This window comes from Bacteriovorax sp. As-1, from assembly GCF_058446905.1.
Window position 1 is genome coordinate 950,867 of the sequence record NZ_CP184341.1, and the last position, 19,660, is coordinate 970,526.

The 19,660-nt window shown below is 39.9% G+C and carries 15 protein-coding genes and 1 riboswitch; of the genes, 6 read left to right on the forward strand and 9 right to left on the reverse strand.

Translation table 11 applies throughout. The features are described from left to right. Nucleotides 1–116: 116 nt before the first annotated feature. Complete coding sequence (locus ACN20O_RS04805; RefSeq protein WP_491637715.1) at nucleotides 117–695, reverse strand: hypothetical protein; 579 nt, start codon at nucleotides 693–695, stop codon at nucleotides 117–119. A 320-nt stretch (nucleotides 696–1,015) separates the two neighbouring features. On the opposite strand from ACN20O_RS04805, the gene ACN20O_RS04810 reads away from it, so the two are divergent. Further along, a complete protein-coding gene (locus ACN20O_RS04810) occupies nucleotides 1,016–1,897 on the forward strand; it encodes a chemotaxis protein CheX (protein WP_491637717.1) in 882 nt (293 codons plus the stop codon). A 13-nt stretch (nucleotides 1,898–1,910) separates the two neighbouring features. Here ACN20O_RS04810 and ACN20O_RS04815 read toward each other — a convergent pair whose 3' ends face one another. The 3 genes from ACN20O_RS04815 to ACN20O_RS04825 form a co-directional block, all read right to left on the reverse strand. Beyond that, nucleotides 1,911–3,935: a S9 family peptidase gene (locus tag ACN20O_RS04815; protein ID WP_491637719.1), complete on the reverse strand. Its 2,025-nt coding sequence runs from the start codon at nucleotides 3,933–3,935 to the stop codon at nucleotides 1,911–1,913. Nucleotides 3,936–3,960: 25 nt separating this feature from the next. Next, nucleotides 3,961–5,352: an SGNH/GDSL hydrolase family protein gene (locus tag ACN20O_RS04820; RefSeq protein WP_491637721.1), complete on the reverse strand. Its 1,392-nt coding sequence runs from the start codon at nucleotides 5,350–5,352 to the stop codon at nucleotides 3,961–3,963. Between the two features lie 148 nt (nucleotides 5,353–5,500). After that, a complete protein-coding gene (locus ACN20O_RS04825; RefSeq protein WP_491637723.1) occupies nucleotides 5,501–7,705 on the reverse strand; it encodes a S9 family peptidase in 2,205 nt (734 codons plus the stop codon). 206 nt (nucleotides 7,706–7,911) lie between these two features. Between ACN20O_RS04825 and ACN20O_RS04830 the strand changes: the two genes are divergently transcribed. Both ACN20O_RS04830 and ACN20O_RS04835 read left to right on the forward strand, forming a co-directional pair. Beyond that, on the forward strand, nucleotides 7,912–8,433 hold the full coding sequence (locus tag ACN20O_RS04830; RefSeq protein WP_491637725.1) for a hypothetical protein: 522 nt from the start codon (nucleotides 7,912–7,914) through the stop codon (nucleotides 8,431–8,433). Between the two features lie 22 nt (nucleotides 8,434–8,455). Next, entirely contained in the window at nucleotides 8,456–10,495 is a 2,040-nt protein-coding gene (locus tag ACN20O_RS04835; protein WP_491637727.1) for a site-specific recombinase, read from the forward strand. Here ACN20O_RS04835 and lon read toward each other — a convergent pair. Next, nucleotides 10,453–12,882 carry an endopeptidase La gene (gene lon / locus ACN20O_RS04840; protein WP_491637729.1) on the reverse strand — a complete coding sequence of 810 codons (2,430 nt, stop codon included), beginning with the start codon at nucleotides 12,880–12,882 and terminating at the stop codon, nucleotides 10,453–10,455. The genes ACN20O_RS04835 and lon overlap by 43 nt on opposite strands. 89 nt (nucleotides 12,883–12,971) lie before the next feature. On the opposite strand from lon, the gene ACN20O_RS04845 reads away from it, so the two are divergent. The 3 genes from ACN20O_RS04845 to argS are packed head-to-tail and all read left to right on the forward strand — an operon-like array spanning nucleotide 12,972 to nucleotide 15,669. Then, nucleotides 12,972–13,406 carry a hypothetical protein gene (locus ACN20O_RS04845; RefSeq protein ID WP_491637731.1) on the forward strand — a complete coding sequence of 145 codons (435 nt, stop codon included), beginning with the start codon at nucleotides 12,972–12,974 and terminating at the stop codon, nucleotides 13,404–13,406. Then, nucleotides 13,406–13,849, forward strand: coding sequence for an OsmC family protein (locus ACN20O_RS04850; protein ID WP_491637733.1), 444 nt, complete (start codon nucleotides 13,406–13,408; stop codon nucleotides 13,847–13,849). The genes ACN20O_RS04845 and ACN20O_RS04850 overlap by 1 nt, the downstream gene beginning before the upstream one ends. A gap of 20 nt (nucleotides 13,850–13,869) precedes the next feature. After that, complete coding sequence (gene argS, locus ACN20O_RS04855) at nucleotides 13,870–15,669, forward strand: arginine--tRNA ligase (RefSeq protein ID WP_491637735.1); 1,800 nt, start codon at nucleotides 13,870–13,872, stop codon at nucleotides 15,667–15,669. Between the two features lie 240 nt (nucleotides 15,670–15,909). Here the strand turns inward: argS and ACN20O_RS04860 are convergent, their stop codons facing one another. The 4 genes from ACN20O_RS04860 to ACN20O_RS04875 form a co-directional block, all read right to left on the reverse strand. Next, nucleotides 15,910–16,857 carry a hydrogen peroxide-inducible genes activator gene (locus ACN20O_RS04860; protein WP_491637737.1) on the reverse strand — a complete coding sequence of 316 codons (948 nt, stop codon included), beginning with the start codon at nucleotides 16,855–16,857 and terminating at the stop codon, nucleotides 15,910–15,912. 9 nt (nucleotides 16,858–16,866) lie between these two features. Next, nucleotides 16,867–17,601, reverse strand: a complete 735-nt coding sequence (locus ACN20O_RS04865; protein WP_491637739.1) for an energy-coupling factor transporter transmembrane component T family protein — start codon at nucleotides 17,599–17,601, stop codon at nucleotides 16,867–16,869. Next, nucleotides 17,582–18,970, reverse strand: coding sequence for an ABC transporter ATP-binding protein (locus tag ACN20O_RS04870; RefSeq protein ID WP_491637741.1), 1,389 nt, complete (start codon nucleotides 18,968–18,970; stop codon nucleotides 17,582–17,584). The genes ACN20O_RS04865 and ACN20O_RS04870 overlap by 20 nt, the downstream gene beginning before the upstream one ends. After that, nucleotides 18,963–19,559: an ECF transporter S component gene (locus tag ACN20O_RS04875; protein ID WP_491637743.1), complete on the reverse strand. Its 597-nt coding sequence runs from the start codon at nucleotides 19,557–19,559 to the stop codon at nucleotides 18,963–18,965. The genes ACN20O_RS04870 and ACN20O_RS04875 overlap by 8 nt, the downstream gene beginning before the upstream one ends. Continuing rightward, nucleotides 19,552–19,647: riboswitch (TPP riboswitch) on the reverse strand. Its footprint overlaps the gene before it by 8 nt. Nucleotides 19,648–19,660: the final 13 nt, after the last annotated feature.

Consider the following 19,660-nt stretch of genomic DNA (forward strand, 5'->3'; position numbering starts at 1 on the left):
TTTTTTTATTATGACAGTCTTAATTCGCTTTCTAGTCTTTTCGCTAGTGGTGCAATTACATCTTCTCCAAAACTCAACTTCGTCCCAAACTCTTCATAAATCCCAGCCAATTGTTCTTAATTGCCTACTCCGGTGCAGACATTAAATAAGCATGAAACTTTTGGCGGCATAACGTAATCGCATAATCCAGCAAAACCCGCCAGGTCTTTCTGAAATTCACCATCAAGCTTGGTATAGTTTTCTAGCTTTTCAACAATCGAGCTATATTGTGAATCCAATTTGGAAACAATCAGGTAGCTCACCGGTCCTCCACACATTTTTTGACCAAAAGCTAATCGGTCACAATCATTGTCGCTGCCACATTTCAAGTTTAATGTTTTAATATCAAGACTCGTTTGCATAGTTTGCAAATCTTTAAATTTTTTTCTCAGTTGAGAGACATCTTTATTTCCATACTGCTTTAATTTCTCATCAGAATACATTTCGATTACGGGAGAACCGTGAGGAAGTAATTGAGGTACGCCTACGTATTTATCCACAGGCATAATTTCCTTGGCTTTTTTCTCTTTCTCTATTTCTTCGTTTTCCTGCTGTATGGACTCTTTGTTTTTATTCGCGTAATCGGCCATTTTACTTACCTGTAAGGCCACTTGAATATATTGCTCTTTCCACGTAAACTGCTTGGTCTTCAGCATGCAGACTTATTGAGAATAAAAATAATCCTAAAAGCACTCCGCAACTCTTCATCAAAAACCCCTTTTAAGGATTATAGGCCGACTTGAAACTTTAATGAGAAAGAAAGTATCGAGCTCCCAAATTCAAAACGTAAGTAAGCCTCTAATGACTTAACTAGCACCTTCTTATCATGGCATCCTACAACCTCTGAAATTACGCCTAGTCTATAAGTCCAATGGGCTAGTCGTTTCGCCTAATCCCCCTAGATAAATCCACATTATTTAGCAATTCTTGAAGATTAATTTATCTTATTCTAAAAAAAACGACCGAAGAGTCTCCCATGATTCACAAAATTGGTGTCATTTCTAGAAACTTAAGCTTTTTCAATTTAATCAATCAGCAAAAGCGCGCTGATACGGAAATTGAAATTGAATTCCTGCGCGACATTGATTCACTTAAAAAACTGAGGAATTCAGGGAAATTTATTTCAAGTTTTGTTTTTGATAGCACTCATACCAATGAATCTATTATAGAGTTTGGTAAATACATCAGAGGAAGCGGGCAAAAAAATGCGCTGATCTTTTTGGCCTTGGAAGACTTTGAAACTTTTCAGGTCATCACTGCGGACGAAAACTTCACGGATGCCAAGATCATCAATATGCCTTCATCTGCAGCGGATATCTACCACCGCTTAGTCAACGACACTCGTCAGGCGGAAAATCAAGCAAATCAAAAAAGCAAAGCAGAAGGGACTATCAGCAATGCTAGCTTTCTCAATATCTTCGTCGAATCCACTATGAGCACGATTAAAGAGATGGCCCAATGTGAAGAGATCTCTCATGCGGCTCCCTTTTTACTCGACTATAAAAAGATGGAAAACGCCATCACCATTCGCGGAAAACTTGCTATCAAGTCTCCTTACTTCACTGGAAGTTTCTTCATCTCGTTTCCCGAAGAGACTTATTTGAAAGTTTGCAGTCGCGTTTTATATGAAGAAGTCACTGCGATCACCAAGGAAAACGAAGACCTCGTGTCTGAATTTTGTAACATTGTTTACGGTAAGAGCAAGGTTGCAATCGCCAAGCTCAATATGAAGCTCGATATGGTTATCCCTACCTACAACCGCGATTCGAGCATTCAATCCACTTCCAGCGTTCTAGTTGTTAAATTTATTACGGAACTTGGGCCTTTCTACATCAAGGTCGCCCCAGGTCTCGTCTAGGAACATTCACCTCTTATTTTAACTTTGTCAGAACATAGCTGTATTCTTCGGCCACTTCCTTTAGACTGTCAAAACGCCCGCTTTTTCCGAAATGCCCTTCTCCCATATTAATCTTTAAGAGGACATCATTAGTTCCGCTGTTAAAATCGCGAAGCTTTAATGCCCATTTCGTTGGCTCCCAATAAGTCACTCGCTGGTCATTAAGGCCGCCAGTGATGTACATATGTGGGTAAACCTGCTCTGTCACATTGTCATAAGGTGAGTATGATTTCATATAACGATAGTATTTCTTATCATGAGGATTTCCCCACTCTTTATACTCTGTTTTTGTAAGGGGAAGAGAGTCATCAAACATCGTATTGATTAAATCGACGAAAGGAACATGAGCACAAATGACTTTATAAAGATCCGGGCGCATATTAGAAATCGCTCCCATTAAAAGCCCTCCGGCACTTGCACCTTTAGCCGCTAAACGATCAGCTCTCGTGTATTTCTTTTTAACTAGGTACTCAGAACAGCTGATGAAATCTTTGAATGTATTTTTCTTTTTCAGGTACTTTCCATCTTCATACCATTTTCTACCCAACTCTGTTCCTCCACGGATTCCGGCATAGGCATAAACCATACCGCGATCTAATAAACTCACAATAGATGGAGAGAAATTATAGCCGATTGTTGAACCGTAAGAACCGTATCCATAAATCATGGCCGGTGCCTGTCCGTTTTTCTTTAATCCCTTTTTGTAAATGATACAAAGAGGAATCTTTACTTTGTCATGCCCCGGAACCATGACATATTCCACTTGATAATTTTTTGAATGGAATTTCTTTACTTCATCTACTTTCAGCACTGTCTGCTTTTTTGTAACAAGATCATGCTCAATCGTTGTTTTTGGTGTGATGGGTGAAGAGTAGTTTATGCGAATCTTGTTATCGCCATATTCGTAATAGTCGCTGGAAAAAGACATATTGTAAGCTGCTTCAGGAAATTTGATAAAATAAACTTTGCCTGTTTCTCTATTGATAATACGGGCCTTTGGAAGTCCTTGCGATCTTTCATAAACGCATAAGAACTTGCTTGTATTATCCATCCCTAAAAGATTGATATCTTTTGAGTGTGGGATAATCACTTTCCAATGCTTTTTATCAATTTTGTTATCCGGGCAAAAAAGCAATTTGAAGTTTAGAGCCTTTTCGTTTGTCCTGATATAAAAACCATTATGGGCATGATCAAGACTGTAAAGGACGTCATTTTTTAGTTTGCTGAAAACTTTAGGTCTTGCTGAGCCTTTATCATCTAAAGGAAGATAGGCCACATAAGAAGAAACTTTCTCTGCCGAACGAATCATCAAATACTTCTTCGAGCTACTAGCATAACAGCCAATAAAGAACTTTTGATCCGGTTCATGGAAAATACATTGATCCTTTTTTTGACTGTCCCCTAAAATATGGCGCCAGACTTTATCATTACGAATGTGCCCATCAAGCGTGAGGTAATAAATCATGTCGGTATTGGACCAAGTGAAGCTTCCACCAGTATTCTTTAAATGCGAAATGACTTTTTTAGTATCGGTGCTAATGATCACTATATCGCAAACTTCATCACCTTTGGTATCTACTGAATAAGCAAAGTATCGCCCGTCGTAAGAAACTCCCATATCGTGGATCGAAAGATACCCATCTTTCTTTACCATCTTATTGAAGTCCACTAGAACGGAAACTTTTTTACCAACCTTTTTACAATACTGAATATATTGCTTTCCTTTTACATAGCGATGAAAAAATTCAGCTTCTCCTCTTCTAAAAGGAACTGCTGCATCTTCTTTGGGCAGACGGTCTTTTAACTCTTTAAAAATTTTTGACGTAAGTCCCGAAATCGGCGAAAGCATTTTCTTAAAATACTCATTTTCTTTTTTTAAATGTGCAATGACTTCCGGGTTCTGTTTTTCTTTTAACCAGAAATAAGGGTCGAGTACTTTTTCTTTGTGGTAATTGGTATAAAATTCTTTTGCTGGAGCACTTGGGGCAGTCAATTTCATAATGAGTCCTCTAAGATTTTAATTCCTAGTAGGATACCACATTTTTCTTTTCACGCCTTGAAATCTCTTCAATCTTACTTATAACAGACGAAGCAATGACGTCACAACCTTTTGGCGTGCAATGTTCCCAATCTCCAATCAGCTCATCTTGAGGAACACCACTCTTAATGAGTTCATTAAAAACGCTCGTTACATTCACTACATGCACATTATCCTTTTGTCCCAACTTGAGAATGGCAGCATTAACATTCTTGTAATCAACAGGGTAGGTCAGAAAGATTATCTCTCCTCTTTCCTTTTGAACCAGGTTAATGATTTTTTCATGGTATTGGCCCTGGATCTTTCTCGCCTCGGCCCCATAAGAGCTCCAGCTTTCAATTGACTTAAGCATGGCAGAACTTTTATTGATTTGGTCTTGCTCCTTTTCCATTTCGTGAAAGAAATTACGTTCATCCATTATGATGTGTCTTACCAACGGAATAATATCGAGTTCCAGTGAGTAATGGCTTTGAAGAGTTGTATACGAAGCAAGATTGTATAAAACACTTGGAGCAGCCAGCATACGCGGGAAAACATGGATCGCTGTTAACAAGTCCTCCACAATGCGCTCCTCACTTCCATCTTTATCTCTCAAGTTAACGCTAATAATAGTGTCCTGGAGTTTTTTAAAGAAGATTTTACTGTAGCCATCTTTAAAAGCTGTTTTAATTTTGCTTAGGTGTTTGACAAAACACTCTCTGCGAACTGCTCCTGTCGAGTCAAAACAGTATTGGAGTCTTTCAGCCAGGGTATTTTTTACCGCCTTATTTTTATCATCGAAAAATTTGTTTTGGGCCCAGTTAAAAACGAACTTTGTCATTTTAACAGTCTTAAGTTTTGAGAAAAAAGAAAGTTCATCCTCGATTTTAAAAGAGATAGATTGAGAAGTAATATGATTACCGCTGACATACTCTTTATAAAAAGATTCAAATTCTTTACCCGTCTCATAAAACATGTCGGCTGCCCCGACTAAAACCACGACGATTGACTTGCGAGAGAGGTCCTTTTTATTTTCAAAATAATGGGAAAGGCGCATGTAAGTGCCTTTTGTTGTATCTTCACAAATCCCCATGTTGGAAACAGGAAATCGTTTATCGAGCTTTTCAAAAAGACGGAAGGGATAACTTTGCTCCCATTCGACATTTCCTCCATTGGTAAACGAATCTCCAATAGTGATAATTTCCAAATTGCTTGGCAAGGAATTGTACATTTCATAGATGTCCTCATGCCTTCTCATTCTTTCTTCATTAAAACCCTTATGGTGGGTGTTTGAAACTGAGGCATAGGTATAGGGCATCTGGTATTTTTTAAGGAGAAAATTAAGAGCGACTTCGCAGGCCGCGACCGATACGATCAGTGACAAGCAAAAAAAGGTCATTTTTATCAGGAAAGATTTTATATTTTTTCTCATTTCATTTTCATTATACCGGTTTTTACTAATCCGCGTTTTAAGACAACCTTATTTTTTAAACTCAAGGCGATAAGGGTACTCAAACTAATTTTTCACAAACCTGATGACATTACCGTTATTGTTTAATTCCTGCCAAATTTAAATAAAAAACATATTGGAGAGCTTCATCTCTGAGGTATTCAAAGCGTCCACTTTTTCCACCGTGGCCAACATCCATTTCAATTTTCATCATCAAGATTTTTGATTTATCTGTCCTCATATCACGGATTTTTGAAACCCACTTCGTCGGCTCCCAGAAAGGAACTTGACTGTCATTTAATCCTGTTGTGACAAAAAGATTTGGATAATCCATCGGTTTAACATTATCATAAGGAGAATAGCTCTTCATGTATTCATAATATTTTTTATCGTTAGGATTTCCCCACTCTTCATACTCACCAGTCGTGAGAGGAAGTGAGCTATCAAGCATAGTCGTTACCACATCAACAAATGGCACTTCGGCCACGATTCCAGTGTAGAGATCCGGACGAAGATTAATAACAGCTCCCATTAAAAGACCTCCGGCACTTCCACCGTTAGCAAAAACCTTTTTAGGATTGCCGTATTTTTCATTTAATAAATACTCAGTTCCAGCGATGAAATCGGTGAAAGTGTTTTTCTTTTTTAAGAATTTTCCGTCTTCATACCACGCTCTTCCCATCTCTGCTCCTCCGCGTATATGAATAATCGCGTAGACAAAACCGCGGTCAAGCAAACTCACACGTCCTGAAGCAAAATAGGGATCAGAGCTCATTCCATATGAACCGTATCCATAAACTAGCAATGGATTTGTTCCGTCTTTTTTGAAGCCTTTTTTATAGACTAGAGAAATAGGAATTCTCACTCCATCTTTAGCCGTAGCAAAAACTCTTTCTGAAACATATTGGGAAGAATCGTACTTCGGCACTTCTTTTTCTTTTAAAAGCTTCGACTGTTTTGTCTCGCAGTTAAAGTCATAGAAAGAAGTTGGCCTGTTCATGGAAATAAATCCATAACGGAAAATATTTGAGTCGTATTCTGGATTCATCGCAGAGTAAACACTGTAGGCCGGGTCAGGGAAATTAATATAAGTCCCCTTGTTTTCTCCGCGCTTAATAACATTTATCTGAGTTAGACCATTAGAGCGTTCACTTAGAACGATATAATTTTTAAAAACAGAAGCCTCTTCAATAAAAACATCTGGTCTATGTGCAATGACATCTTTCCAATTCTTTTGGGCCGTCTCTTTTACTGCAGTTTCCATCAAACGGAAATTTTTGGCCTTCCAGTTTGTTAAAATGTAAAAGCGGTCCCCTCCGTCCAGAACAGAGTAAAGCTGATCTTTTTTACGTGGAGAGAACAATTTAAATTTCCCGAATGGATCTTTTGAAGAAAGAAGCATTACCTCAGAAGAAAGCGTGCTTCCATTATAAATGTAAACATAATCACGGCTCAGAGTCTTTCCGATGCTAGCTTCAAATTTCTCATCTTTTTCTGTATAGACAAGTGTGCTTTTATTAGATTCAAGTTCATAGCGGTACACTTTATCTGAACGAAGTGTTACCGGGTCATGTTTTGTATAGAAAAGAACTTTTCCAGTCTCTGCCCAGACATAATTCCCAGTCACGCCTTCAATCTTTTGCGAAAGAAGATTTCCAGTTTCTGCATCTTTAAAATAAATGGTGAAAACTCGGTCGCCCTTTGTGTCTACGGCATAGGCATAAGTCTTTTCATCATTGTAAAAATCAGGAAAACTTACATAAATAGAGTCCAGTCCTTTGGCCATCTCATTGACATCAAGGAGTTGTTCTTCTTTTGCACCTAGAGCATTTTTCTGACGGTAGTAAACCGGATACTCTTTTCCTTGAAAGTTTCTAGTGAAGTAAAAGTAATTTCTTTCAAGATAAGGAACCGACTGATCGTCCTCTTTCACGCGAGAGCGCATTTCTGTGTAAAGTTTATCCTGAAGGTCTTTGGAATCCTTCATGACATCTTCGGTATAAGCATTCTCTGCTTTAAGATGTTCAATAACCTTTGGATTCTTTTTGTCTTTCATCCAAAAATAATTGTCGATTCTGGTGTCTTTGTGTTTGGTTAACTTGGTTGGAATTTTCTCTGCGATCGGTGCGTTTACTTCAGCGGCCTGAACCTGCATGAAGACCAGCGATAAAAAGAGCATTGCCTGCCTGAACATATTTTTCATCCATTGAAAAAGAAATAATGGATGTATTCTGCTTGAGAAGCTCAGTTTTTTCCAGTAATTCTTTGGGGCCTGAGAGCTTTCATTTTGCAATCTTTGCATTAAGCAACCTCTACTCCTCTGGCATGAATCAGCGCCTTATCAAGTGACTACTTTTTTGATGGCCCCAGGTATTTTTTACATGGTGACCAGAGGACACCAATACCTGAGTTTTTCGGTGCTAGAATAACACCGAATTCAACCTTTTTTTTGGCACTGCCCGTGCAAAGACGGGAGCATCAAAATTCTTTTTTGAAAGGGGAAAAACAATGAACTTAAAATCAATCATTTCTTCAACTGCGATCTGTACAGTAGCAATTATGATTTCAATCTTTAATGTGGCGAAAGCTTCTGAGAAGGTATTAGCGACTGTCTCTCAAGATGAAAGCAAATCGACTACATATAAGTTAATCGTTGATTCTCCAAACGGAAGAACAATCCGTGCATTCTATAAAGACGTTTATGAGAATGGTGCAAAAGTTCGCCGAGACCTTCTTGATCCAGCAGTCATCATGAGAAGCGGTATGATTTTAGAACAAAGAGATAAGCACGTTCTAATGAGACTAAAAAGCAGTAACTTTGATAGAGAACAAGGTGGAATGGTTATTGTCGACACTCTTTACAATGGTGCAACAGGTGAAAGAAGATCATACGAAGTTCAACTTGCTCAAGACAACAAGTCAGGATGGACTCTCTTTAAACAAGGAAAAGGAATTAACTCAATTCAAATTCAAACGAACCGCGTAAAGGTGCTTGGCGCAGTAGGAATTAAAAATCTAGTTATGAAGTAAAAATTGAGGTACACTATGCCTCATGTTGTTCAATAGACTTATTTCAATCTTTAAAAAATACAAGCAATACGAGGTCGATGAAAATAAAAAAACTTCACTCGACCTCATCTTAAGCGAAGCCAATCCTCACACCACTCTTGAAAATCGCATTGAATGGTTACAAAAGTTGGTCAAATGGATCAGAGGCACTGGTTTATTTGAGGACGCTCCTGAAAAAGCGGCTGCAACAAAAATCAAGTACCTCTTCATGGTTCTCGAACGCAATCCTGACAAAAAAGAAAAAATTCAAAAATCATTGACTCTGACACTGCAAGAGCTTTCCTCTATTGAATTCTTCTGTGAAGTCGGTCTGCCGTCTCAAATTGGTCTGATTGGCGAACTTGTAGATAAGCTCACGGAAAAAATACTTCCTAAAAAACCCATCGGTCACCAGCTCAGCGAATTGATGATCACACTTTTTCCAGATGAAGAAGATGTTCAATGGTTAAAATCACTGGATGAACAAACATTAGAAAAACTCACGACTTTATTTGATACGAATCATGAAACTTACCCGCACTTAAAAAGTGATATCGAAGAAGCGCTGATATATTTGATCTCTCAAATCGTCGCAATAGGCTTAAGCCCAGGAATCAGAAAGCGCATCCCTCATAAAAGAATGAAGTCACTCCCCTTCTTTTATCTTTCAGGGAAACTAAACCTTTATTTAAAAACCAAAAGCGAAAACAACAACTCTGCGCTGGCTCAACAGCTGCATGAGGAATTGCTTGATCTTCTCATGGAATCTCAAGCGGCCATTAGTGAAGTTTACCATCACTTGGATCGTTTTGGAGTAAGCACTCATCTGGTATTCCAACTAGAGAGAATGAAACTCTTCTTAAAAAGAACGCATACACTCCTAGACATTGTCAGCACTGGACATTTAACCAGAACGAAAATTTCTCACTTTGTCGCAGAATTAGTTGAACAAAACCTGTTGCAAAGAAATGCGATGGGGATTTACTCCAACAACGCCACTCTCCTTGCTCAGAAAATTATTGAAAACAACTCTCAGGCCGGCGAACACTATATTGCCAAGGATAAAAAAGAGTATGTAAAAATGGTTAAGAGTGCGATGGGCGGTGGGGTTCTAACTGCACTGACAGTCTTACTTAAAAACCTTTTAGGAATGATTGGTCTCAACAAGTTCTTCTATGGGGCTTTTTCCACAATTAATTACGCGGGAAGTTTTCTCTTTATTCAAATGTGTGGTTTCACTCTGGCAACCAAACAACCTGCAGCTACGGCTCCTGCACTTGCTAAAAAACTTGAATTGGCCGAAAACCGCGAAGGTATTGAAGCTGTAACGGATGAGATTGTTTATATTACCAGGACACAAATTGCAGCCGTTTTTGGAAACCTGGCCGCAGTTATTCCGGCCATTTTAATCATCAACTATATTTGCATGTCTATGACTGGGCACTGGTTATTTTCTCCTGATACTGCCTACTACACTCTGCACTCAACAGACATTCTTGGCCCGACTATTATTTACGGAGCTTTCACTGGAATCCTTCTTTGGTCATCAAGTGTTATCGCGGGTTGGACGACAAACTGGTATAGTTTTCACCAGTTAAATTACCTGATCACGAATAATAAAAAAATTAAAACAGTCCTGACTGCTGACGGCGCTAAAAAAGTGGCCCATTTTTTTGATCACGAAATTACCGGCATTGCCGGAAGTGTGTCACTGGGATTTTTGCTCGGATTAATGCCTGAAATTTTAAAATTTATCGGAATCCCGCTTGAAGTTCGCCATGTCACCCTCTCAACGGGGGCCCTGACGGCTGCTGTTTCCTCATTAGGAGTTGAATCCCTTAAAAGTCCAGAGTTCATCAGAGCTGCCTTAGGAATTATCCTGATAGGTTTCCTGAACCTGTCGGTTAGTTTCCTCCTCGCATTGTTTGTAGCTTTTAGAGCGAAAAAGATTTCAACGCATAGAAAAGCACTGATCTTTCAATCAGTGCTCAAACGTTTTTATCAGAAACCGTTTTCGTTCTTCATACCGAAGTCCTCTACGTAAGGAGGCCCCAGTAGTGATTCGTAAAAATGAGGGGGAGACATTTTTCCGAACACAGCTTGTGTCAGTTCATTAATATTTTCGATAAAGATAAATTCCATCTCCTGTTTTACAATCGCTGGAACTTCTCTTAAATCTTTTTCATTTCTCTTCGACAGGATCACGCGCTTGATGCCCGCTCTGTGAGCTGCAATCAGCTTTTCTTTGATCCCACCAACCGGCATCACCGCTCCTCTCAATGTGATTTCACCGGTCATTGCCAGTTTTGGGTCCACCACTTTGCCAAGCACTAATGAACACAATGCTGTGAAGATTGTGATCCCAGCACTCGGTCCATCCTTAGGAATCGATCCTGATGGAACGTGAATGTGAAAATCAGTTTTAGAAAAATCAAACCCTGGCACTAGTTTAGAAAGTTTTGATCGCACGAGGCTTAAACCAATGTGGGCCGACTCACTCATGACTTCACCCAATTTACCTGTGAGCTGGATTTTTCCAGTTCCCGGCATCATGGCACTTTCTATAAAGAGAATGTCACCACCAACAGGTGTCCATGCAAGGCCTGTGACAACTCCCGCGGTAGCACTAGACTGTGCCAGCTCGTAAGAGTTTTTATCGAGACCTAGAACATCTTCCACCATGGCATTATCGACAATAAACTTTTCCTGATCGGCATGTTTCACCACTTTTTCACTCACTGAGCGTAGGATGCGGGCGATCTTTCTTTGTAAGTCGCGCACTCCGGCCTCGCGGGTGTAATCAGCGATCACTCCTGTTAGAACTTCGTCTGAGATTTGAACTTTCTCAGGAGTCATTCCATGCTCCTTTAATTGCTTTGGAAGCAAGTGGCTTTTTGCGATATGCAGCTTCTCATCTGTCGTGTAACCAGAAAGCTGGATAATTTCCATTCTATCTAGTAACGGAGCTGGGATAGTGTCCAGCGAGTTTGCCGTCGCAATGAAAAACACTTTTGATAAATCAAAAGGTAAATCTAAATACTGATCGGTAAACGTAGAGTTCTGTTCCGGGTCCAGGACTTCAAGAAGTGCGGAGGCCGGATCTCCTCCGTATCCACGACCAAGTTTATCGATCTCATCCAGCATAAAAACTGGATTTTTTTCTTTCGCTCGTCTGATTCCTTCAATAATTCGACCAGGCATTGCTCCAACATAAGTTCTTCTATGTCCTCTGACATCAGAGTCATCTCTCACACCACCGAGAGCGGCGCGGACAAATTTTCTGCCCAGAGCTTTAGCAATACTTTGCCCCAGTGAAGTTTTACCAACACCAGGAGGACCGACGAAAAGAAGGATTGAACCTTTTTTATTCGGCGAAAGCTTCATCACAGCTAAGTGCTGTACGATATGTTTTTTAATTTTCTCTAAACCAAAGTGCTCTTCATCTAAAATCTTTTGAGCAAGATCTAAATCAAGTTCACCCTTCGCTTCTTCGTTCCATGGAAGAGCTAAAATAAGTTCAAGATAGTTTCTGATAACATGGGATTCAGCATTTTGCTGTCCCATATTTTCATAGCGGTTCACCTGCTCCAGTGCGACTTTCTCGACGTCTTTAGGCAAATTCGCTTCTTTGATTCTATCTTTTAATGATTTCTTTTCACCAGATTCGTCCGCCGAGTCTCCTTCTCCTAGTTCTTCCTTAATAGTGCGAAGTTGTTCGCGCAGGATGGATTCACGGTAGGCTTTGCTGGTTTTTTCAGAAATCTTTAAACCCATTTCGTTGTTAACTTTAATCATCTCGCGTTGTTCAACTAAAAGTTCCAGGACTTTTAATGAACGGTTTTTCACTGAAGCTAGCTCCAGGATTTCCTGTTTTTTAGCAATAATCAACGGTAGATGTTGGGCCACAACATTAGTAAAAAGACCGGCATCCTTAAAATCATCAAGGGTGCGTTTAAAATTTTCGGTCGCATTGATTGAAGTTAAGATTTCTCTTGAGACTTCTTTTAAACTTGTAAGCAAGGCCTTTTCCGTAGCCGCATCGAGATCCTTATGATCTGGGACGAGCTCTCCTTGCGCCGCCCATGAATTAAAGGCCGATTCAAACTGAATCGTCTTGGCCTCAAATCTCTCGATTGATCTAACGTAGGCAATGGACTCGCCTCTCTCGTTCTTCTCTATGCGCTCCACAATACAAAGGGTTCCGACTGTATAGAAGTCAGAAGACTTAATATTGTCGATTTCGGCGCCCTCTTTAAGAGTCAGAGCGACGAAACGTCTCTCTTTATCCGTATCGATGGCGCGATGTAGTGCGTTTAAACTAACCGACTTTGAGACGAGAACCGGCAGGGTCACGTCCGGGAAAAGTACGGTGTTTTTAAGCACTAAGGTTGGTAAAAATTCTGAAGACTGTATTGTATGTGTTGTTTTCATATTTATTAAGTTGTGGGCAGGTTAATTTTCGTCAAGGGTAAGCCTCTTTTTAATTTCTTATCGCCATGTGTTTTGGTAGAGTATTGCCTATGAAAACCTTATTTAAAATTGCCATTATTTTCCTCGCCATCACCGGCGCTTCTACACTTTTGTATAATTTCACGGACGTAGAATTTGGGAAAATTGATTACTTTAGCAAACACGGATGGTTCTTTCTTTTCTCGATTGCACTCTTCCCACGTCTAACTCTCTTAGTATCAGGACTGTTAGTAGGTTCAGTTGAGTTTGGTGGTTTTTTATGGTGGCTAGGATTTTTCTTTGCACCAAGAATCTTAGTCGCAACTCTTGCAACTGTTGCCTACTGGAACACGAATCAAGTCCTGGTCATCATCAGCTGGCTTGTTGCCCTTAGTGGTGAATCATCAGAAAAATTTGTCATCACAAATAAGATCAGGCATCCAAAAAGATACGACCAAGGATTTAGTGGTACGACTGTTGAAGCTGAGTACAAGGTAAAAGAATAATGAGTCAGTATATTATCAACTTGAACTGGAAAAAAGAAAGCGCGGAGTTTACGTACGAGAAACTTAACCGCGATCACGTTCTGCATTTTTCAGGAAACCAGACTTTAAAAAACTCTGCTTCGGTTGAGTACTTTGGCAACGCCAATATGACCAACCCGGAAGAGCTTCTCGCGGGAGCAACAGCAAGCTGTCACATGATGACCTTCTTAGCTATCGCGGCTAAGATGGGTTTTGTAATTGAAAGTTACGACTGTAAAGCCGAAGCGATTATGGGCAAAAATGCCGAAGGACGATTTTCAGTTACTGAAATCAACCTGACGCCTAAAATTGTTTTTTCTGGAGATAAGACTCCAACAGAAGAACAAATGAAAGGATTACACGAGAAAGCTCACCGGAACTGCTTTATCGCCCAGTCACTGCAATCAAAAGTAAATGTTTTATAATACCGTTAGGAGATACGATTTTGAATCAGTTAGAAAACTTTAATTACGATCCTGCAAAATGCTCTCTGGCCACATCACTGTTTAAGGCCTTGGGGAAAATTGAAGCAAACCTTCCAGCTGAACTGACGGTAGTTGATTTCTTCAGGACACTAGAGCAGCCACCTGAAAAAGCATTAGGTGACTACGCTCTTCCATGTTTTCGTTTTGCTAAGGCCATTAAAAAAAATCCTAACGAGGTGGCAACAGAATTAAAAAGACTTTTGGAAGAAGAAAAGAACCCATGGGTTGAGAGCGTCGTTTTAAAAGGTGCTTTCTTAAACATCTTCACCAACCAAAAAGAAGTGGCAAAGAACCTTATTCCTACGCTCGTAAACGGCTCTGGCTTTAAAGTTTTAAAGTCCAATAAAGATCACAACAATACAAAAGTAATGATCGAGTTCTCTCAACCAAACACTCATAAAGAGTTCCACGTAGGTCACGGAAGAAACGTATGTCTTGGAGACAGTATCTGCCGTATCTTCAAATACAATGGTTATAACGTTGTTCCGGTTAACTATATCGGCGACGAAGGGACTCACATTGCGAAATGTCTATGGGCCGTTGATAATTACACAGGAAGCGAGAAACTTGAAAACGTCGAAAACAAAGCCGAATGGCTGGGTCAGCGTTATGTTGAAGCTAACAACAAGCTTAAAGATGCTCCAGATGAAGCAACAAAAACTCAATACAACAAAGAGATTTCTGAAATCTTAAAACAAATCGAAAACAAATCTGGAAAGTATTACGATATCTGGAAAGTGACTCGTCAGTATTGTCTTGATGATTTCGACAGAATCTATAAGTGGCTAGATGTTCACTTTGATCATTTTTTCTATGAGTCACAGGTAAGTGAAGACTCTCAGGCCATCGTTGATGAATACATCAAAAAAGGCCTGTTTGTAGAAGACCAAGGAGCAATTGGTTTTGATATGTCTGATAAAAAACTAGGTTTCTTCCTGGCAAGAAAATCAGACGGGACAACTCTTTACATCACAAAAGACTTAGCTTTAGCGAAAGTTAAATTTAACGAGTACGCTATTGATAGATCCATTTACGTTGTAGGAAGTGAGCAAAACTTCCACTTCAAGCAACTCTTCTACGCCTTAGAAAAAATGGGATTCCCTCAAGCAACGAAGTGTTACCACTTATCTTACGGAATGGTTGTTCGTCCGGACGGAAAAATGTCTTCGCGTGCCGGAAACTCTTTCACATTCCTTCAACTCATTAACCTAGTTATCGAAGAGATCAACACGTACCTTGAGAAGTACTCTGCCGAGTGGACCAAAGAGCAAAAAGAAGACACTGCTCACAAGCTTGCAGTTGGAGCGATTAAATACGGAATGCTTCAAGCAGACCCGAATAAAGAAATCGTTTTTGACCCGAAGGAGTGGGTTTCATTTGAAGGAAACTCTGGCCCGTACTTAATGTACTCTTACGCCAGAACTCAATCGATCCTAAGAAAGGCCCAGGAGCAAGGATTAAAAGGAAGCCTAGCTCACCTTGATCTTCTGACTCATGAATCTGAAAGAGACCTGATGAGACACTTATACGATTTTAACCAAGTGACAATCAATGCTTGCGACAACTACCGTCCATCAACGATTGCCAACCACCTCTTCTTTACATGTAAAGCGTACAACCGTTTCTACACTGAGGTTTCTGTTATGAAGGCCGAGACTGAAGACTTAAGAGCGGCTCGTTTAAGCCTACTAGAGGCCTTTGCAGACACCCTTAAAACAGGGCTTTATCTGCTTGGAATCACACCTCCAGAAAAGATGTAACAATCACTTAGGGCCTGCTTCTGCAGGCCTTTTTTGTGATATTTTTGTCTACTTATTTAGACACAATTCAATCCCCTTAAAACTTTTTTTCAATCGCCCAGAAAATAAAATTCTTTCTGTCATAATGACCTCATTAAACAATTATCGTTCGAGGAGATTTTATGAAAGCATTTCTTTCATCCCGATGATGACCTCGCAGGATAAGATGAGATGTTTCAATCATCGGTATGTTAATCATTATTAAGCGTCGATTGAAATGACTTCAATATTTTTCTTTTTAAGTGAAGTCAGGCTCTCTGGAAGATTTTCAACAATAGACTCTTCCAGGGCCGTAATGATTTTTTCTTTTAGAAAAATGCGGTTATGAACCAGGGACACTTCTCTGGTTGGAATCGGTGCCTGGAACTCACGCACGTGCTTTTTTTCTTCTTTTGAAAGGTTAAGGACGGCGAGTTCAGGCAGAAGAGTGTATCCACTGCTATTGATAACCATATTCTTAAGTGTTTCTAAGTTTCCACTTTCAAATTTCAGGTTGTCGTGAAGTCCGTTATCACGGGAAAGTTTGCATAAGTTTAAAACCTGCTGTCTGAAACAATGCCCTTCATTTAAAAGCCACACATCAGAAGTATCAAGGTCTTTATCTTTAACTTTAGCTTTCTTTAAAAGATGGTGGTCGTCTGAAGCAAAAACAGAGAAAGGCTCATGAAAGAGCACACGTTCAATAAAGTTCTCCCCCTGAATAGGCGTTACCAACAGCCCTGCATCGATTTCATCGCGACCGAGAAGATCAATAATGTCTTCTGTTTTAAACTCTTCAATCGTCAGTTTTACATCCGGGTATTTCTCTACAAAACTGGCCGCAAACAGTGGGATCACATAAGGAGCAAGAGTGGGGATGACTCCCAGTCTAAAATCCCCTCTGACTTCTGCTCTATTCGCATCGATAATCGAGAAGATCTTTTTATACTCGCGAAGAACAGTGCGGGCCTGATTGATAATCTGGCTTCCTTCTTCTGTGGGAAGAATCGGGTTTTTTGATCTATCAAAGATCACGACTCCCAGTTCCTCTTCTGCTTTTTGCAATTGCATCGAAAGTGTTGGTTGAGTCACGTTGCAAGCTTTAGCAGCTTTTCCAAAGTGACGGTGTTTATCTACGGCGAGAACATATTCTAGTTGTGTAATAGTCATAGACTCATTCTATCGAAAATAAATAGCGATAGCAACAAGGACTATATAGGACAGGAAGAAAGCGCGTAACCATTTACGATCACGGGCACTTAGCTCGTACCCAAAGTAAAAACTCTTATTCGGATTGAGCCCACGGGTAACTAATGAGAGAGATCCGCGCTGCGAGTGCCTGATCGCAAAAACGAGAAGAGGAAAAAGAACAAAAAGCCTGTCCCACCAACCAAGACCTCTAAAACGGGCCGAAAGCCTGATCCGATCAAACTCTTCTTTAAAAAGTAAAATCGAATTAAGAGCGATGAGTAATGGATAACCCATAATGACCTTAAGACCTTTATGAATAATAAGATACAAGATCACCTTGGTGTAGATGATAGTGTAAGTTGAACTCATCGACACAAGTGTGAGCATAAAAAGCCGGGCAAAATTCTGCAATCCATTCATTAAGGCCGCTTTATAAACAGTCCATGAAAAAATCGTCACCTGCTCCCCAACTCTTAACTTCTCCCCCGGATAAAGCAGGTTGAGCAGGAGAAACATAAAAGCAAAAAAGCCTGCATAAAATGAAAGCTTTAGCAGCACGCGGTTTGAAAGCCCATTCTTTTTAAAAAGAAAGATCATAAACAACGTTAAGGCAAAATTCGCCCATAAGACATTAGAGGCCAATAAAAAGATGAAGGTAAAAAAACTGATGATTAGCAAATACCAAGAATGGATAAATTCAACTTTAGCTTCGAGGAACTTCATGCAGCCTCCCCGCTTCTAAGATCAGAACCCGATCCGCAATTTTCTCAATAAAATAATCATCGTGAGAAATAAAAATTTGAATCAAGCCCAGTTTTTTAAGTTCTCTGATTAAGACAATAATTTCTTCTATCGACTTTTGATCTTGTCCAAAAGTTGGCTCATCATACAGAATCAGGCTCTTCTCTAAAAAGACTGTCATTAAAATAGAAAGCCTGCGTTTTTCTCCTTCTGAAAGAAGAAAAGGAGATTTCTTTAAATCAATGTCGTGAAAGAACCGGGCCAGAAGGTCATCTTTAAGCTCAGTGTGCTCTTTACTTAGAGCACGAAAACTCTGCTTAAGTTCTTCCTCAATGGTATCAAAGAAAAAATGGGCCTCTGGATTTTGAAAAACAAAACCGACATGGGAGAAAACTTTATCGTTTTTATAAAACTTTCCGTTTTTCTCCAGAAGAACCTGCCCACTCTTTGGTTTGAGAATTCCTGAAAGGATTTTAAAGAATGTACTCTTTCCTTCCCCATTTCTTCCTCTGACTGCGACCACTTCACCACTTTTAAAAGCAGCATTGGCGCCTTTTAAAAGCTCGCGACCTTCACTGTAAGAAAAACTAAGGTCAGAAGCAGTCACTCTAACATCTTCCACCGCTTTTGGTTTTGGCAGAGTGATGTTTTCAACCACAAAATTATTTTCTGTAAATGCCCCGGGAGTTATACGTCCTTCGTAATCGACAAAAACCACTTTGTTAATCAGCGGCCTAATTTCATCTACATGATGATCGACGATAATAAGAAGGCGATCTTTCCTGATAACGTCCAGGTAGTGGTAAAACTCTTTGCGAGCAGCGGGGTCTAAAAAGGCCGTCGGTTCATCTAAAAGAAGAACATCCGGACCAATCGCCAGCATAGAAGCCAACACTAACTTCTGGCACTCTCCATTTGAGAGTTCAGAAGTTTTTTTCCCCCAAATAGCTTTTAAATTAAAAAGTTTTTCGAACTTCTCTTTTTCGCGGTCCATTTGTTCGCGGGTAAAATTGAAGTTTTCCATTGAGAATAGAAATTCTTCTTCCGTCCCTGGATAAATCAGCTGCGAAAATGGATTCTGAAAAAGATAGAGAATCTTTTGCAGGTTCTCCTGAAAATAAGCTCCATCCAGTGGATGCCCATTAAAAAGGATTTCCCCTTCAAGTTTACCACTGCTGTATTCAGGAATAATCCCTTTAAGGATTTTAAGCAAAGTCGACTTCCCGCCGCCAGAAGGTCCAATGATAGCGACAGTGTCCTTTCGTTCAAAAATAAGAGTTGAATCTAAAAATATTTTTTTAGCTTTTGAACGTCCGGCAAAAGTATAAGTAAATGGTGATAACTTATACATCTTGATCTTTGGCAATCAGGAACTGATCCAATATTCCAAGTCTCACTAATCTTTTCCCTAATAAATGACTTAAAAGGCCTGCAAAAAAGAGCGACGAAATAATATAAGTCGATAACTGAAGCAGATTAAGTCCGGCGCTCAACGATTTATAATCGTAGTAGAAATAATCAAGAGTGTAGCTGAAAAAAGAGGACACTCCAGCGGCCAACATAAGAACAAACAGGTTCCATCTTTTGTATGAAAACACTAAGAACACAACCTCAGCACCAAGTCCTTGCACAAGCCCCCATACGACAGACATTAGCCCCCAGTGAGTAAGTAAACTCTCAATAAAAGCGGCCATGAGTGAAGCAATTAAAGCGACTCCTGGCTTTCTCACAATGTGAGGAATTAAAACCGAAGCAAGAATCCAAAAACCTGCAACGAGGTAACTCAACCCCGCCACTTTTAAAAAAGGCTTGGCCAGATCATAAACAAAAGTCCAACCCCAGAATGCGACACCCAATGCCACAGCGAGCACTAATGTGAGGACGATTTCAAAGATTGTCAGAGATTTTAGTTTTTCGAGAGGACGCGCGAGTGTATTCATGATTCTCCTTTCCTACGCAGGCATTATCCTGGTCAGGTGCGAGGGTATTTCTCAGACAGACAATGGTCTACCACCCCTAGGTTTCTAATAGGCCCATTTTA

Excerpts from the sequence above, each read along its gene's own strand:
- ACN20O_RS04850 (WP_491637733.1), top strand. The coding sequence starts at position 13,406 with ATGAGTCAGTATATTATCAACTTGAACTGGAAAAAAGAAAGCGCGGAG.
- ACN20O_RS04810 (WP_491637717.1), top strand. The coding sequence starts at position 1,016 with ATGATTCACAAAATTGGTGTCATTTCTAGAAACTTAAGCTTTTTCAAT.
- ACN20O_RS04865 (WP_491637739.1), bottom strand. The coding sequence starts at position 17,601 with ATGAAGTTCCTCGAAGCTAAAGTTGAATTTATCCATTCTTGGTATTTG.
- ACN20O_RS04815 (WP_491637719.1), bottom strand. The coding sequence starts at position 3,935 with ATGAAATTGACTGCCCCAAGTGCTCCAGCAAAAGAATTTTATACCAAT.
- ACN20O_RS04860 (WP_491637737.1), bottom strand. The coding sequence starts at position 16,857 with ATGACTATTACACAACTAGAATATGTTCTCGCCGTAGATAAACACCGT.
- ACN20O_RS04845 (WP_491637731.1), top strand. The coding sequence starts at position 12,972 with ATGAAAACCTTATTTAAAATTGCCATTATTTTCCTCGCCATCACCGGC.
- ACN20O_RS04835 (WP_491637727.1), top strand. The coding sequence starts at position 8,456 with ATGTTGTTCAATAGACTTATTTCAATCTTTAAAAAATACAAGCAATAC.
- ACN20O_RS04820 (WP_491637721.1), bottom strand. The coding sequence starts at position 5,352 with ATGACCTTTTTTTGCTTGTCACTGATCGTATCGGTCGCGGCCTGCGAA.
- ACN20O_RS04825 (WP_491637723.1), bottom strand. The coding sequence starts at position 7,705 with ATGCAAAGATTGCAAAATGAAAGCTCTCAGGCCCCAAAGAATTACTGG.
- lon (WP_491637729.1), bottom strand. The coding sequence starts at position 12,882 with ATGAAAACAACACATACAATACAGTCTTCAGAATTTTTACCAACCTTA.
- ACN20O_RS04875 (WP_491637743.1), bottom strand. The coding sequence starts at position 19,559 with ATGAATACACTCGCGCGTCCTCTCGAAAAACTAAAATCTCTGACAATC.
- ACN20O_RS04870 (WP_491637741.1), bottom strand. The coding sequence starts at position 18,970 with ATGTATAAGTTATCACCATTTACTTATACTTTTGCCGGACGTTCAAAA.
- ACN20O_RS04805 (WP_491637715.1), bottom strand. The coding sequence starts at position 695 with ATGCTGAAGACCAAGCAGTTTACGTGGAAAGAGCAATATATTCAAGTG.
- ACN20O_RS04830 (WP_491637725.1), top strand. The coding sequence starts at position 7,912 with ATGAACTTAAAATCAATCATTTCTTCAACTGCGATCTGTACAGTAGCA.